Source organism: Alteromonas lipotrueiana, from assembly GCF_019249245.1.
Classification (GTDB): domain Bacteria; phylum Pseudomonadota; class Gammaproteobacteria; order Enterobacterales; family Alteromonadaceae; genus Alteromonas; species Alteromonas lipotrueiana.
The window spans coordinates 139783-156000 of sequence record NZ_JAESDK010000003.1 but is presented as its reverse complement, the minus strand read 5'-3'; the positions used below and the strand labels follow the sequence as shown (position 1 = coordinate 156000).

The following is a 16218-nucleotide window of genomic DNA, read 5'->3' as shown; positions in this document are numbered from 1 at the left end:
TTAAGTTTGTGCCTCTGTCAAACGACCGCGCCACTCAGCCTTTTGTCTGAATATCAAACGGTTAGATCCAAGCGCTACGACGATGCAACTTAGTAAAGTTACCAGCATCAGGTGAATATAATGTAAATCAAAAGGTGCGTATACAAAACTGAAGATAGCATAAAGCACAACGCCAAATATGACGGCCATTATTCCAGCTATAGGATTTACATTATTGAACAACAAGCCCACTATAAAAATAGATAAGATAGGCATGCTGAGTAATCCATAGAGTTGTTGTAACAGGTTGATGATGCTCTCTGCCTGGGCATAAATAGGTACCATTGCCAATGAAACCAGAGTAAGTAATACAGTGACTACCGCGCCAAGCTTTGCAACCGGAGGGTGAGCGTTGACATAGGCCTGATGAATATCGCAGACATATAATGTTGTCGCTGAATTAAGGTTACTGTTATAGGTTGTAAGTACCGCAGCAGCTAAAGCTGCTGCGAACATACCTGACATCCATGCGGGCAAAACATCGCCTACTAAAGTGCCATATGCAGCGTCATTTATATCACCATAGAGCTTGTAAGATATGATACCGGGAACCACTATAATTGAAGGTACAATAATAAAGCGAATCAAAGCGGCTGCGTATACTCCTTTTTGAGCTTCCCTGACATTCGGAGCAGCCATTGCCCTTTGCGTAATTGTTTGGTTGGTACTCCAGTAAAAAGTCTGAATAAAAATCATGCCTGTAAGCAAGGTATGCCACGGTAGTGGGGACTCGTTGTCACCAATCAGTGTGAGACGTTCAGAAGGTATTCCTGAAAAATCAAAGTCGATGGCAACCATCGCCAAGACAACCACGATAATTGCCATCAGTAATAACAACACACCTGAGTAGGTATCAGATACCGCTACCGCTCGCAGCCCGCCAAACACGGCATAGATTGCTCCAATAATTGCAAAAGTAGTCGCTACGTACATCAGCGGTACATCAAGATTAAACATGTTGATCATAAACAGCGAACCCGAATAAATGACAGCGGGCATGAAGATAAGACTGCTACCCAGAAAGAACAAAAGCCCTATGAGTGCGCGAATATGTTTATTGTTGTAGCGTTTTTCCAACAACTCTGTAGTAGTTGTGCATTGATAGTGGTAATAAACAGGCAGAAAAATTTTAGCGAGAATTATTAAGCCAATTACGGCAGAAAATTCCCACCAGGCCAGTAAAGCCATTTGATTACCATTCATGCCTACTAACTGGTCAGTACTTAGATTTGTTAAGGTAATTGAACCAGCAACGAATATCCAGCTCAGGCCGCCACCGGCTAAAAAGTACTCTTTAGTTTCGTTTGTAGTGCTATGTCCGTGCCCTCGACATTTTAAATAGGTAAGTAGCCCAATAAGAGCGGTAATAAGTATAAAAACTACGATTTGAGTAAGACTGTTTGTCACATAAACTCCTAAGCACAAACGAGTTAATTGGGCAGGGCCCTGAAGAATCTATAGGCAACAGTATTATACAAAACTGCTTCATGCAGCTGTGCATAAATACTGCTATAAGCAAAGGGGCCTTTTAAGACCCCATGAAGTTTGACTAAGAGTGCTCAGAAGTTGGCGCGCACACCAAGTGCGTATCGGGCTCCATCGTCAACTTGCTGAACAAATTGTTCTTGAAAGCGTCCATATCGGTGCAACTCTTCACCCGTAACATTGATACCTTCGAAAAACAAAGTGAAGTGATCATTTATGTCATAACTTGCACTTACGTCGACCTGAGTATAAGTATCGGTAAAGCGTGGATCGACGCCCCCTAAAGGACTGACAAGATCTTGCATAAAAGACTCACGGTTGTTTATTGCAACCCGCGCCTGAAACGCATTCTTTTCATAAAACAATGTCACGTTTTGAGCATTACCCAAACCTTCCAAAGCAAAGATTTGATCACTGGATCCGTCAAATTCAGCATCACTGTTTACGATAGTTGCATTGGCCTGTATACCAAATCCGCTATCAAGTGTATGCAACCAAGCCAGCTCTATACCGTTGACATCAGCCGATTCACCATTTCGGGGGCGGCGAACATTAAATTCGTATGCTCCACTGTCCAGATTCAGTGTTTCAGGTTCAATAGTGGCAACGATAAAGTCTTCAACTTCCTTTTGAAAAACAGCGGCTGAAAGATAACTGGTATCGCCATAATACCATTCTACCGACACATCCCAGTTAGTCGATTTGAACGGTTTTAGGGCGCTATTACCCGCCTGCGCCTGCAGCTGGTTAGGACGTGCTACAGTAACGTTAAAAACAGGCACCAAATCGCTCATCGTCGGGCGGGTCAGCGTTTCTGAGTAGGCGTAGCGTAATAACAGATCATCGGTAAGCGACAGCTTAGCATTGAGGTTTGGAAGTAAATTAGCGTAGCTGTTCGATTGTTCGATAATTTCGCCAGTATCACTATTATAAATAGTATTTAGATCCGAAGGGTCATTAGGTATAGGTGCCAGGTCCTGTAAAATTCGACCTATACCGCTGACCGAAGAATCGGTTTCGGTGTAGCGAATGCCCAGATTGATATCTAACGGCATATCTGACAATTCTGTGTTGAAATAGAATTGTGCATAGGCACTCATAACGTCTTCTTCCACAGTGAACGAGTCGTTCCCCAGCGGAGGATTATTTAAATTAGTGGCATCCAATGCCTGGCGTACGCTATCAAATGTTTGACCTGTTGCATCCGCGATTTGTTGCGCTGCGGTATCTGATAACGCATACTCAAAAAAGGCTTCAGGTGAGTAGGTCAACCACTGATTGGGTACACCTCCAAAGAAGTTGTCTGCTGTAAAAGTAGACACAAGCTCTTCAGGAAAATTAAATTGGTAACCGCAGTAAATATTGCATGAATCAGCAACACGGCGCTGGTTCTCTTTTTCCCGGTCTTGAAAATAAACACCAAAATCGACTTTAGCAAATGCGGTAGATTCATCCGGCACCCAGGTAAAGTCGGCTCGATATTCGCTTATCGTATCTTCGGTATTAAATCCGTTACGCTCGTTAAAATGCATTTTACCTAACGTGGGATCTAGCAGAGCTTCACTTCCGTCTGTCACTGATAATGAGGGTGTTTCGCCCTCGTAATTGACACTATAGGAGTTGTTGTAACCTACGACGGTAAAATAATTATCGCCGCCGCTTTTATCCTCGGCGCTTGAGGTCGACAAATCAAAGTAGGCCGTAAGATTATCATTAACCAGCCATTCAAAATTTAGTCCGTAAGCTTCAATAGTTACATCACGACCATATCGCCGGCGTATGAAGTCGGTTGCTCCACCGACGCCATTCACCAATGTACTATCCAGGCCGGTTACGCTACCATTTTCGCTTATCTGCAAATTATCAAGGTTACTGTCGGTAAACCAGTGACCTACGCTACTTGCATCCGAATCGACTTCAAACTGAGAATACAACCCATCTAAGGTAAGCGTCATAGAATCATTAGGGGCGTATTGTGCAACTAAATTAGCGGATGTTCTTTCCCGATCTACCTCATCAACAATTTGGTCAAAGTTTTGTGGTACGTAGACGTTATTGAACTGAGCATTGTCAGAAAAGGCAGGTTGATCGCGTTCTGAACGATTAGTAAGATTAACACCCGGACGCCAATAACGGGTTTCAAGAATATTAGTCTGGGCTTTACGTTGCTGATAAGAAGCCGATGCTAAAATTCCTATTTTTCCATCATTGAAGGTGTTAGTTATCAGACCCGAAGCTTGCGGGGTGACTTCTTCTGACAACTCTTCATACATTCCTTTAATGCTGGCTGCGGCCTTAAATCCTTCGAAGTCAAACGGACGAGCCGTGGTCACCTCAACCGTGGCTCCGATGCCACCTTCTTGCATAGACGCAAGGGGGCTCTTGAATACTTTTGCGCCACTGATTAGCTCGGCAGGTAATGTGTCGAAACTAAATGCGCGGCCCTGGTTCTCCGTCGCGATTTGGCGGCCGTTTACCAGTACCGTATTAAAGTCAGGCCCAAACCCTCGCACAGTGATAAATTGGCCTTCACCACCACTACGGTCTATAGCAACCCCGGTGATACGTTGCAATGATTCGGCGACATTCTGGTCTGGAAACTTTCCTAAATCTTCGGCGGTAATACCATCGTAAATAGTATCCGAAGCCTTTTTATTTAACATTGAAGCTTTGAGAGAGCTTGTGAAACCACGAACTTCTATAACTTCAATTTTATCTTCATTTTTAGCCGGGGCGCCAGGCACGGTATCTGAATCCTGAGCTAAAGTTTGCGGAACATACAGGGCCGAGGCGATAGCGATACCCAACAGTGTGCGCTTTGTAACGGGCATGAGTTTGAATGTGTGCTTATGATTTATCACTGTGTTCTCTCCAAATGGATTTATTAACCCAACGCCCTCCCTGTTATTTTATTGAAGAGGAAGATCGTCAGTGCGTTAACATTGCCTTCGCTTACCTGAAACCGGTCTGTAGCTTAAAACTACACGCAAGTATTCAGTAAGCATGAGCCAGGATGGGTGAAACGTTTTCCCAGCTTAAAATCATCCTATCACAAATAAATCGAAATGTGACAGAGTTGTAAATTGTTTTTTGCAAAAAAACGCAGCCTAAGCTGCGTAAAGTTTCAGGGGAGAAGCTTTAACTGCATCGGATACGGGCAACGGCGGCTTTCCAACCATCGTAGGCGGTATTGCGTTGCGCTTTATTAAGGCGGGGAGTAAAGACTTTGTCACATTGCCAGCAATGGGTAAGCGTTGCCAGTTCGGTGAATATTCCACATTGCAGACCGGCCAAAAAAGCTGCTCCGACCGCGGTTGTCTCAGTAACAGTGGGACGCTTGACTTCAGCGCCCAAAATGTCTGAGAGAAATCCCATTACCCAGTCATTTTTTGCCATGCCACCATCGACTCTCAGCGATACGAGTCGGGCGCCATCGCTTTCCATCGCCTTTTGCAAATCTTTGGTCTGATAACACACTGACTGCAAACCCGCTGCCACAATTTCACTAATGCCCGTATCGCGGGTAAGCCCTAATATTGCGCCTCGTGCATTCGGATCCCAGTAAGGCGCACCCAGGCCGGTGAAAGCCGGTACCATAAATACACCGTTATCTTCACGGGCACGTTTGGCCAGGGCTTCAGACTCAAAGGCGTTATCAATAAGTTTTAAACCGTCGCGCAGCCATTGAATAGTAGCGCCAGCCATGAAAATACTGCCCTCAAGGGCGTAGGTTACCTTGCCGTTTAGTCTGTAACCTACCGTGGTAAGCAACCTGTTTTTTGAAATAAGCGGGGTGTCTCCGGTATTCAAAATCATAAAGCAACCGGTACCATAGGTACTCTTCGCCATGCCTTTTTCAAAACACGCCTGACCCACCAGGGCGGCTTGCTGGTCGCCGGCTACTCCGTTAATAGGTATACGTTTACCCAGCAGGTCGGCCGAAACATGACCAAAGTCTGCGGCACAATCCATTACCTCAGGTAGCATGGCTGGAGGAATTGAAAAGGTTTTTAACAGACGCGTGTCCCATTGCTGGTTATGAATATTGAAAAGCATGGTGCGTGATGCATTAGTTGCATCGGTCTTATGAGATGCTTTGTCGGTTAATCGCCAGATTAAAAAAGTATCAACGGTACCAAATAACAGGTCTCCGGCTTCAGCGCGCGTTCTGGCGCCCTCAACATTGTCCAGAATCCAGCTGATCTTTGTGGCTGAAAAGTATGGATCCAACAGCAGCCCGGTGGTGTTAGTGATGTACTCCACTAACTCGCTATCTGCCGACAACTCACTGCACATCTGGGCAGTACGCCGGTCTTGCCAGACGATAGCCGGATACACTTCTTCACCGGTATGGCGGTCCCATACAATTGTGGTTTCGCGCTGGTTTGTAATACCTAATGTCGCAATATCTTCTACCGATACATCGCATTTTTCAAACACGTTTTTTAGCGTGTTGACTACGCTGCTCCAGATATCATCAGGTTTATGTTCTACCCAACCATCGTGGGGATAATGTTGTGAAAATTCTTCCTGAGACATCGCGACGATAGAACCATCGTCGGCAAAAATTATGCTTCGAGAACTTGTTGTTCCCTGGTCAATAGCCAGTAAATGCTGGGTCACTATTACACTCCATAGCCAGTTTTTTATGAGTTTGCATTATTCACAGTTAATTAACAATGGTTGTTTTCGATAACGAACATATACAATCGAAATTGTCATAGGTAATGAACATCTATAGTCGTATACTACACCTTGTTTTTACAGCAGAAGTTTTGCAGGTATAAATATGAATCAAACACAACGCCACGATAAAATAGTCAGCTTGCTTAAATTGCACGGTTTTATGTCTATCGACTCTTTGGTAAAAGAATGCGAAGTCACACCTCAAACTGTACGACGTGATCTTAATCAGTTAGCCCAGGCCAATGTGTTGAGTCGCTACCATGGGGGCGCCGGTCTTAATCGGAGCTGGGAAAATACCCCCTATCAACAACGAAAAGCCCAGAATGAAGAGGTAAAAACACGTATTGCTAAAGCGGTAGCGGCGATGATACCTGATGGCGCTTCACTGTTTATCAATATCGGCACCACTACCGAGCTGGTGGCTAAGTATCTACTGAATCACAAAAATCTTCACGTGGTGACCAATAATATCCACGTCGCAACACTGTTGTCTTCAAAAGAGGATTTTTCAGTCATTATTGCGGCGGGTGAAGTTCGGTATCGTGATGGTGGGATAATTGGCGAAGCCACGTGCGATTTTATCAGTCAGTTCAGAATGGACTACAGTATTATTGGTATCAGCGGAATTTCTAAAGATGGCGCTTTGTTAGATTTTGATTTTCGCGAAGTCAAAGTTTCTCAGGCAATGATTCAAAACACTGAAACAACCATATTGGCAGCAGATTACAGTAAGTTTGAACGCAGGGCGATGGTAGAGCAGGGCCATCTGACCCAGGTTAACTGCCTGGTATGTGACCAGATACCGCCTGAAGAAATTATGTCTATTATCGGTACGCACGACATTGATTTTGTTAAAGCGGAATAAAAGGCACGCAAAACATAGAATTTCGTTATTGTTCGAAAATGTTCGTTTTATATTGACTTAGTTTGTTTTTAGCGTTGAAATAGATTTTTATCTTGCCAGATTCGGAAAATGCTATGACAAAACTTAACCAAGCTGATTACGAAACTGATCTTCTGGTGGTTGGCGGTGGCGTCAACGGCGTTGGTGTAGCGCTAGATGCTGCGGGTCGTGGTTTAAAAGTGATGCTGTGTGAAAAAGGGGATTTAGCAGGCGCTACATCTTCTGCCAGCAGTAAGCTGATTCATGGCGGGTTACGTTATCTTGAGCATTACGAGTTTCGTTTGGTAAAAGAAGCACTTTCTGAACGGGAAATTCTGTTAGAAAAAGCGCCCCATATTATGTGGCCCCTGCGTTTTCGGCTGCCTCATCAAAAGCATCTAAGACCTGCATGGATGCTCAGAGCGGGCCTGTTTTTGTATGATTCGCTTGCTAAGCGAAATGTCTTGCCAGGCTCAAAAAAGTTAACACTCAAAAGTGACAGTCCGCTTTTACCCAAAGTTAAAACCTGCTTTGAATATTCAGATGGCTGGGTGGATGATGCGCGTCTGGTCGTTCTTAATGCGATTGCTGCCCGCGAATGCGGTGCTGATATTCGTGTTCGTACTGAATGTATTAGCGCCAGTAAACAAGAAAATTATTGGTTTGTAACTTTACGCGGGCCCAAAGGTAAAACGTTTACAGTTAAGGCCAGGGGACTCACAAATGCCACCGGTCCCTGGGCCATTTCATTTCTTGACCGCATGGCCGACACGCCCAATCCTGATACAATGCGGATGGTGAAGGGAAGTCATATTATTGTTCCCAAATTGTACGATGGTAAAGAAGCCTACATTCTACAAAATGAAGATCAGCGAATCGTCTTTGTTATTCCCTACGAAAACACATTCTCTTTAATTGGTACCACGGATGAAAACTATACGGGCGACCCACAACAGGCGGCGATTTCACCGGGTGAAACACACTATTTAATTGATGTTGTTAACTCATACTTTAAAAAGCAAATCGTCGAAGATGACATTGTTCACAGTTACAGCGGCGTTCGACCTTTGTTAGAAGAAGAAAATGCTTCAGCACAAGAATTAACCCGTGACTATAAAGTAGAGCTTCGTAATGCCCCCGGGCAACCGCTATTGATGAATATTTTTGGTGGAAAAATCACTACGTATCGGAAGCTGGCCGAACATGCCGTAGATAAACTTGCTGAACATTTCGATGTTAAAAGCCCCCCCTGGACCGCAAAAGCACCATTGCCCGGCGGTGATTTTTCTGACCCGCGTACCTATGCCAAAAATCTACAACATCGTTACCCCTGGATACCGGAACAGCTTGCGCAGCGCTACACGCGCCAGTATGGCACATTAAGCGAACGATTTTTGGCGCAAAAAACAGGGTTGTCAGATATGGGTGAGAACTTTGGAGCGCAGGTATATGCAGCCGAAGTAGATTATCTGGTCGAAAATGAATGGGCAATGCAGGTACAAGATATCTTGTGGCGCAGAACCAAGCAGGGCCTGCATTTTTCGACCCAGCAAATCGAGCGCCTTGATGAGTACCTGAATGCAAAGCAAAGTTGTTCAGCTGTACTTGATACAAAACAGGTTAACGTTAACTAAACTTGCATATTTTGTTTAGTAGAAAGGGATACCAACGCTGACGAAGTACGTTTGGGCAGATCCAAACAATTTCACTGCAGGCGCACGGCATAAAGTTCGCCTGAGGGACACTCAGCACTATCGGCCATGGGTTGCAGCATGCCCGATCACCTATGGTATCGGGTAACACATTATATCCGTTAATGGGAGTTAACTACGAAGTAAGGCGGGTAAAACCGAGGCTACCAACAGAATCGCCATTAAAATATTGAAGATCCTCAAACGTTTAAAGTCGTTTAAAAAGCCTGACAAATGATGCCCCATTCCCACCCACAAGCCGATACACGGTAGATTGATAATTCCAAAAACAGCGGCGACAAAAATCACACTGTAAAGGTAAGTGTCGGTAGCGTAAACACTGGTAGCAGTTATGGCCATCGCCCATGCCTTGGGATTGACCCATTGAAACAAAGCCGCCTGCATAAATGTCAAAGGTTGTGCTTCAGCGTTATGGCTTTTGACAGGCGATGCAGAGGTGGCAATTTTCCATGCAAGATACAGTAAATACAGCCCGCAGATGATACGTAAACCCAGGTAGGTGTGGGGGAAAAAAGCAAATAACTGCATAACTCCCAGGCCCACGCCCACAATCATAAGGGTAAAGCCTATCGCCACGCCAAACATATGTGGCACGGTTTTACGCAACCCAAAGTTTACGCCAGAACTCATTAACATCAGGTTGTTCGGCCCGGGGGTGATAGATGACACCAGCGCAAACAGGCTAAGCGGGTAAAGTAATTCCAGGGTCATAATTTTTAACGTTGATTTTCTATAGAGCAATGATAACTCGTAATTTTGTTCAATAGTGTGCAAAAATAAAGGATGCTACTTATACTTTTGCAATAAACCATGAAAAATGACCGTTATAACAGATTAATATTGCGCTTGCTTCAGGGCGAGGGGCGTATGGCAAACTCGGAGCTGGCAGAGCGCGTCGGATTGTCACCTTCAGCGTGTTTAAGGCGAGTGCAGGAGCTTGAGAGAAGTGGTGTGATTAGTGGCTACCGCGCCGTAATAAACCACGCTAAGCTGGGACGGGGATTTATCGCATATGTCAGTGTCGGGCTTAACGAACATACAACGTCTTCACAACGTGCTTTTGAAAAAGCAGTGGCCCTGAGCGAAGAGGTGCGTGAATGTCACAATATCACCGGTGCTTTTGAATATCTTTTGAGAGTAGAAACCACCGACATTAAAGCCTACAAGCAATTTCACGCCGATGTACTGGGGGCCATCGCCCAAGTGAGTACCATTACCACTCATGTGGTTATGGACTCGGCCAAAGACGAGCGCGCTTAAGCCAACACAACAACTACCGCTTCGTCATGTTAAATAATGGGGTACTGGCGAAGGTGTGGTTAATTCAGGCAGTACAATATTATTTGATACACTATTTTTACTCCTGACTACAGGCACTGTTAATTTATGTTGTTACCCATAGTGCGACATTATGGATAAAGATTTTCTTATATTAAATATGAACTTTCAGCGAATGATATAAATAATCCAAAAGCTTCGAATAACTGTTCTACAAAAAATAATGACTAAGCTCAGCGGGTTGATAACTCATCTATTGACTTGCACCGATTTGTGACAAACCTGAATAAGGTGCAAGACCACCTATCCTTACCAAACGCCGGGTTTACATCCATGACGCGCTGAAAGCCTGATTCTAATGAAATTGAATTACTTTAATCACGAATAGCCTTTTAGTGTTATTTTTTAAAGTATCAATACGTAATAAATTAGGTGAATCATCACCCTTTTTAGCTGATAAATAACCACCTCGCTTTAACTGTGAATATTAATAATATATTTATCGGGACTTAGGCATGAAGTCAGATACTTTTTAACCTTATAAAAGCGTCTGAAAATTTTGATTAAGTAAACCGTTGAATCTATAGTGAGTTGTATCAATACGCTTGATTACAGAATGTGAACGTGAAGGTCGTTAGTCCCCGCTCAACCACACCAAGCGAACAGAAGCTAAACAATGGAAAACATTAATTCTATGAAAATTCGAATGATGATCTATGCGGTAGTGCTCATCCCATTGCTTTGCTTCACCTCAGTGTCAGCCAATACTGCAGTAAAAGTACGGGTGCTTGACCAAAATAACAAGCCTGTACCTAACGCAGTCGTTAGTATTGCTGCTGACAAAGAAATAACCCCTGCTGATTCACTAGCGGTGATGGACCAGATAGACCGACAGTTTGCTCCCCATATCTTAACGATAGAAAAAGGACGTAAGGTTACCTTCCCCAACAGTGATAATGTTCGCCACAATGTTTATAGCTTTTCATCTCCTAAACCTTTTGAGATAAGAATGTTTAACGGGTCGGACTCTAGTCCAGTAGAGTTTGATAAAGCGGGCATTGTGGTACTGGGCTGCAATATTCACGACAGTATGGTGGGTTTTATCTATGTTGGTGATAACGAGTTAAGTGCGATTACCGATGACGATGGTATTGCCAGCCTCGCGTCGTTTGCGCCTGAAGTTATCGTATGGCACCCACGCCTTTCCCGAACCCAAAATACCAGAAAAACAGTCAATATTGCGGCTGAAAAAGGCCATGGTTTGATTGATATTATGCTTCCCCTGATTCCCGTAAAAGAAAATCAGACATCAAATAAATTTAAACGTAAATTTTCACGGGGTAGCGACTAAGTGAAAGTGGTTACCCTTAATCAGGCAATATTCCGGTTGGTTCTGGGCTTAGTCCTTGTCACTGCACTGGCAATTCTAGTCAATGTTTATAATTCAACACTACGCCTGGCTCAACAACAGTTAAAGAAAGAGCTTCAGGTAGCTGAAAAAGTGATTACTCAGGCATTGGGTACGCGCGAAGAGCAACTGGTAAGTTCAGCCTACGTCCTGACGGCCGACTTTGGGTTTAAAGAAGCGGTAGCAACTTTTGAGTCGAAGACTATAGCAAGTGCGCTTGAAAACCATGGACAAAGAATAAACGCAGACGTGATGGCGATTTTATCGCTGGATGGCCAGATGGTTTCGACCTTTCCCACTGTATTTAAAAGCGGGCATAGCTTTTCAAATTCCAATTTAATAGACGAAGCGATTCAAAATAGCGGAGCATCAGGTTTTTTGATGATCGGAGACGCTTTATATCAGGTTATTTTACTTACCGTGGAAGCCCCCGTACCTATTGCTGTGGCTCTGGTAGGTTTTGAAGTTGATAAAGCATTGTTAGCCGAATTTCGTGATATCACGCAACTTGATACAACCATACGCGTTCGTCAGCAGGAAAGCCGCGTTTATGAAATTTCTACTTTGGCAAATACCGAGGTAATTAACGATGGTGCAACATTAAAGTTTGATTGGCTAGATGTGTTGTTTGCCCAGTCCTATCCGGTCGTTTCGCGTACCCTTACTCTTTCAGACCACATGAATCAAAAGATAAAACTGGTTTTGTCTCAGGACCTGGAAGAGCTTTACAGCGAATTCAGTGTTCTGCAATGGAATATAACCATTATCACTTTGGTGGCTTTGGCAATCGCCATGATTTCAGCGGCGCTTCTTTCCCGCTATGTTACCCGGCCCATAGCCGTGTTGGCGAGAGCTGCCCGAGACACGGCTAAAGGCCGCTATAACCATAAAATTGAACGGCAATCGAGTACCCGTGAGGTAAACCTATTGTCAGATGCGTTTTCTCAAATGCGCAAAGATATTCAGACCCGAGAAGCGCAAATAAAGCATGAGGCAGAACACGATCCTCTTACCGGCCTGCGAAACCGCCCAAACATCGCCAATTTCATCGATCAGAATTTCAGAGACGACCTGAGCTTCCAGGCGATAGGCATTAACATTGCTGGATTTCGTAATATCAACGATGTTTTTGGCTATCATCATGGCGACCAATGTCTCAAAATTCTGGCCGAACGGGTACGCTCCTTCGGAGGATTATCGGCGCGACTCACCGGCGGAGAGTTGTTGTGGTTGCCTTCTGAGACGTTGACCAAAGTGCAGTTACAAGAAGCTGTTTTGCAGCTCGAGCAGCCGGTCGTGTGTGGCGTGGTTACCATCAATTTGAAAGTGGCTATTGGCGTATTGCAATGCCCAAAAGATGCTAACAGCAGCGAGCCGTTGTTCAAGCGGATGAATATTGTGCTGGATGAAGCTCAGATAAAGAAACAATTTCTATTGTTCTACAGTGAGCAACTGGAAGAAAAATACACACGACGCCTGTCAATTGTCACAGAGTTAGAAAAAGCGCTTACTGTAAATCAGCACGAGCTGAGTTTGGCCTATCAGCCAAAACTAGATTTGAAATCGATGTCGGTTACTGGTGCAGAGGCGCTCATACGCTGGAATAGTTCGGTATTAGGCTTTGTGCCTCCAGACGATTTTATCGCTATTGCTGAACAAGGGGGGCTCATCGGCCAGTTAACCAATTGGGTGATTGCGCGTGCAGCAAAAGATGCGCGCGAGTTTTCCGACAAAAAAGTGCCGGTATCAATTGCCATTAATTTATCTGCCAAAGATGTATCTAACACCCAATTGCTGCCTTTTATATTTTCTCAGTTAAAACAGTATTCACTGCCGAACAGTGCGTTTTCCTTTGAAATAACTGAAAGCGATTTATTGAGAGATCCACAACGCGCTATAGCTCAACTGGACCTGTTCAGAGAAGAGGGTTTTCTTTTAGCAATAGATGATTTTGGTACCGGGTATTCATCTTTGGCTTATCTTAAAAACCTGCCAGTAAACACGATAAAAATAGATAAAAGCTTTGTGCTGAATTTAGCCAAACAATCCGATGATCAACATATCGTGAAAACAATCCTCAACCTTGCATCTACTTTTATGTTAACCACCGTAGCTGAAGGCATAGAAGATTATGCGACGCTGGAAATGCTTACAGAGTGGGGATGTGACTGGGCGCAAGGCTATTATATAAGCCGCCCGGTAAATCGGGACGACTTTATTAGCTGGTACCATGAAAATCTACATACAGCGTGGCTGGAGAAACAATGAAAATAAAGGACTTACGTTTACTACTATGGGGTGTGGCGATGACATTGGGCGTAAGTCCTGCTGTTGATGCTGCTGATGGCAAACTGATCGCTACGGCCGGTTTAATCCAGGTCGAAGGTAGCGGCGGCGGCGGTATCGTGCCCTGGGCTACCCTGGCCGGATACGATACGCAAGAGCAAACCTCCGCAAGCGCAGGCGTCACCCAGGTAAACCTGCGAGATTATCGGTTAACTACTTATGCGGCGGCTGTCTCATTTTATGATCGTATTGAAGTAGGTGTAGCTCAACAGCGATTTGATCTAAAGAGTTTAGGCGGCGAAATAAAGCAAGATATCTTTAGCGCAAAGTACCGCGTATACGGTGATGTTATCTATACATCCTTACCTCAGATAAGTGTAGGTGTGCAGCACAAACGCTTAAAAGATGAGGCAATTGCAAACCTGTTAGGGGCCTCAGATACAACGGGTACCGATTTTTTTGTAGCCGCCACAAAAGTGCATTTAGGGGCAATTGCAGGCTATAACGCAATATGGAATGTCACGGCGCGAGCCACTAAAGCCAACGAAATGGGTTTACTGGGTTTTGGCGGGGCTGACAACGACGATTACGAACTGATGCTCGAAGCATCTGTCGGGATGCTACTGTCACGTAACATCGCGGTAGGCATGGAGTACCGCACAAAGCCTGACAATCTGGGCTTGGGCGAAAGCCATTGGCGAGATTATTTTATTAGCTATATTCCCACAAAACAGTTTAACGTAACCCTTGCCTGGGCAGATTTAGGCAAAATCGCGGGCGCCCCGGAACAACGAGGCTTGTACGTTTCTTTAAGCGGACAATTATGGTGATTTCATGAAAGTAGTACTGACAGCGATATTATTTTTGGTTTTACAAGGCTGTGCCTCGCATAATCTGACGGTATACGAACAGCTGGGCGGTCGGTCGAAAGTGACCGAAATCGTAGATAATTTTATTACGCAGATTGAATATGATGAAGTTATGTTCGCTTATTTTGAAGATTCCAACATTACTCGCTTTAAAGAAAAGATGGTAGAGCATATTTGCGTTATCACCGGTGGTGGCTGCACTTATTCGGGTGATTCAATGGAGCGCGTGCATACAGGAATGAATATTCCCGAAAGAGACTTTAATCACGCTGTAGATTTGCTTATTGCTGCCATGAACGATGCCCAGGTCCCACACCGGCTGCAAAATAAAGTACTGGCGACGATGGCGCCATCACGTAGCGAAATTATCTACAGATAAGCGAAAAATGCAGGGGGTAAAGGTGAGTATACTGGCTACAAGTTTCTTCGTTGCATAACTATACCTGTTAAAAAAAGAGATGTCGGCCAAACAGCAGAATGGCCGGCATCGGGTTTCAACAGGGGTTAGCTACCAGGGACGTTTTATAATTTAACCATCAACTTGCCTTTATTTTTGCCTTCGAACAACAGGTTCAAACCTTCCATTGCGCTGGTAAGGCCTTCAATAATATGCGAACGATATTTTATCTGTCCTTTTTGTACATAAGGCGCAAGTTGCTCAGTAAGCTCTTTTGATTTGTGTAAATGATCGGGCATTGCAAAACCCTGAATCATTACCCGCTTTTTGATAAGTGGAAGCCAGCTTGGGCCCGGGGCAGGTTCATCTTTCTGGTAGTCAGCAATCATTCCACATACAACAACGCGCCCGTGTTCAGCCATGCGGTTGATAACGTGATGCTGGATTTCCCCACCCGTATTTTCAAAATAAAGATTAATACGATCAGGGGTGAGCTCTTCAAGTTTTGCCTGAAGATCGTCGGTTTTATAGTTTATAGCCCCATCAAAACCTAATTCATCGATTATCCAGTTTGCTTTTTCATCACTACCCACCACACCAATAACACGTAAGCCATCAGCTTTAGCGATTTGCCCAACGATAGAGCCTACCGAACCGGCAGCACCGGTAACCACCAAAGTTTCACCTGACTGCGGCTTACCAATATTCATCAAGCCTTGAGTAGCGGTAAGGCCGGGCAAGCCAAATACACATAAGGCGGTTTCTTCATCAATGCCTTGTTGTAGTTTGTTAAGCCCTTTACCATCAGATACGACATACTCCCGCCATCCCATCATACCCATGACCAGATCGCCCTCGGCAAAATCGGGATGATTAGACTCAATAACTTTGCCCACCCCACTTGAGCGCATAACATCATTAAGTTCTACGGGGGGAATATAACTTTCCTCATCAGCTGTCATCCAACCCAGCATGGCGGGATCTAACGACATGTAGGTTTGTTTGACCAATATTTCATTAGCCCCTGCAGAAGGAACATCTTTGTTAACGACTTCAAATAAATGCTCACCGATGTTGCCATCGTCGGGGCGCTGTTTTAATAGAATTTCAGTATTTTGCGACATAGAGATCTCCATAGGTAAAATGTGGAAGCTGAGAGGAGTTAACGCAGGTAA

12 protein-coding genes are annotated in these 16218 nt (G+C 44.5%); 7 read left to right on the top strand and 5 right to left on the bottom strand.

Features of this window, described 5'->3' with window-relative positions; all coding sequences use genetic code 11:
• The 3 genes from JK130_RS03645 to glpK form a co-directional block, all read right to left on the bottom strand.
• Nucleotides 1-1446 carry an SLC5 family protein gene (locus JK130_RS03645; RefSeq protein WP_218352856.1) on the bottom strand — a complete coding sequence of 482 codons (1446 nt, stop codon included), beginning with the start codon at nt 1444-1446 and terminating at the stop codon, nt 1-3.
• Nucleotides 1447-1598: 152 nt separating this feature from the next.
• Nucleotides 1599-4355 carry a TonB-dependent receptor gene (locus JK130_RS03640; RefSeq protein ID WP_220099459.1) on the bottom strand — a complete coding sequence of 919 codons (2757 nt, stop codon included), beginning with the start codon at nt 4353-4355 and terminating at the stop codon, nt 1599-1601.
• A gap of 307 nt (nt 4356-4662) precedes the next feature.
• On the bottom strand, nt 4663-6147 hold the full coding sequence (glpK, locus tag JK130_RS03635) for a glycerol kinase GlpK (protein ID WP_218352855.1): 1485 nt from the start codon (nt 6145-6147) through the stop codon (nt 4663-4665).
• Between the two features lie 166 nt (nt 6148-6313).
• On the opposite strand from glpK, the gene JK130_RS03630 reads away from it, so the two are divergent.
• Both JK130_RS03630 and glpD read left to right on the top strand, forming a co-directional pair.
• Nucleotides 6314-7075: a DeoR family transcriptional regulator gene (locus JK130_RS03630; protein ID WP_218352854.1), complete on the top strand. Its 762-nt coding sequence runs from the start codon at nt 6314-6316 to the stop codon at nt 7073-7075.
• A gap of 113 nt (nt 7076-7188) precedes the next feature.
• On the top strand, nt 7189-8727 hold the full coding sequence (glpD, locus tag JK130_RS03625; RefSeq protein ID WP_218352853.1) for a glycerol-3-phosphate dehydrogenase: 1539 nt from the start codon (nt 7189-7191) through the stop codon (nt 8725-8727).
• A gap of 189 nt (nt 8728-8916) precedes the next feature.
• Here the strand turns inward: glpD and JK130_RS03620 are convergent, their stop codons facing one another.
• Entirely contained in the window at nt 8917-9516 is a 600-nt protein-coding gene (locus tag JK130_RS03620) for a LysE family translocator (protein WP_218352852.1), read from the bottom strand.
• A 99-nt stretch (nt 9517-9615) separates the two neighbouring features.
• Here JK130_RS03620 and JK130_RS03615 point away from each other — a divergent pair, with 99 nt between their 5' ends.
• The 5 genes from JK130_RS03615 to JK130_RS03595 all read left to right on the top strand — a co-directional run bounded on the left by JK130_RS03615 (nt 9616) and on the right by JK130_RS03595 (nt 15025).
• Nucleotides 9616-10065, top strand: coding sequence for an Lrp/AsnC family transcriptional regulator (locus JK130_RS03615; protein WP_218352851.1), 450 nt, complete (start codon nt 9616-9618; stop codon nt 10063-10065).
• 694 nt (nt 10066-10759) lie between these two features.
• The gene (locus JK130_RS03610) at nt 10760-11434 is read left to right on the top strand and encodes a methylamine utilization protein (RefSeq protein WP_218352850.1); all 675 of its coding nucleotides are present in this window, start codon (nt 10760-10762) and stop codon (nt 11432-11434) included.
• A complete protein-coding gene (locus JK130_RS03605) occupies nt 11435-13759 on the top strand; it encodes a putative bifunctional diguanylate cyclase/phosphodiesterase (RefSeq protein ID WP_218352849.1) in 2325 nt (774 codons plus the stop codon).
• A gap of 38 nt (nt 13760-13797) precedes the next feature.
• Complete coding sequence (locus JK130_RS03600) at nt 13798-14607, top strand: DUF3034 family protein (RefSeq protein WP_218352913.1); 810 nt, start codon at nt 13798-13800, stop codon at nt 14605-14607.
• Between the two features lie 4 nt (nt 14608-14611).
• Entirely contained in the window at nt 14612-15025 is a 414-nt protein-coding gene (locus JK130_RS03595) for a group I truncated hemoglobin (protein WP_218352848.1), read from the top strand.
• Between the two features lie 143 nt (nt 15026-15168).
• Here the strand turns inward: JK130_RS03595 and JK130_RS03590 are convergent, their stop codons facing one another.
• Nucleotides 15169-16167, bottom strand: a complete 999-nt coding sequence (locus JK130_RS03590) for an NADP-dependent oxidoreductase (protein WP_218352847.1) — start codon at nt 16165-16167, stop codon at nt 15169-15171.
• Nucleotides 16168-16218 lie beyond the last annotated feature (51 nt).

Excerpts from the sequence above, each read along its gene's own strand:
- JK130_RS03640 (WP_220099459.1), bottom strand. The coding sequence starts at position 4,355 with ATGCCCGTTACAAAGCGCACACTGTTGGGTATCGCTATCGCCTCGGCC.
- JK130_RS03630 (WP_218352854.1), top strand. The coding sequence starts at position 6,314 with ATGAATCAAACACAACGCCACGATAAAATAGTCAGCTTGCTTAAATTG.
- glpD (WP_218352853.1), top strand. The coding sequence starts at position 7,189 with ATGACAAAACTTAACCAAGCTGATTACGAAACTGATCTTCTGGTGGTT.
- JK130_RS03620 (WP_218352852.1), bottom strand. The coding sequence starts at position 9,516 with ATGACCCTGGAATTACTTTACCCGCTTAGCCTGTTTGCGCTGGTGTCA.
- JK130_RS03615 (WP_218352851.1), top strand. The coding sequence starts at position 9,616 with ATGAAAAATGACCGTTATAACAGATTAATATTGCGCTTGCTTCAGGGC.
- JK130_RS03610 (WP_218352850.1), top strand. The coding sequence starts at position 10,760 with ATGGAAAACATTAATTCTATGAAAATTCGAATGATGATCTATGCGGTA.
- JK130_RS03600 (WP_218352913.1), top strand. The coding sequence starts at position 13,798 with ATGACATTGGGCGTAAGTCCTGCTGTTGATGCTGCTGATGGCAAACTG.
- JK130_RS03595 (WP_218352848.1), top strand. The coding sequence starts at position 14,612 with ATGAAAGTAGTACTGACAGCGATATTATTTTTGGTTTTACAAGGCTGT.
- JK130_RS03590 (WP_218352847.1), bottom strand. The coding sequence starts at position 16,167 with ATGTCGCAAAATACTGAAATTCTATTAAAACAGCGCCCCGACGATGGC.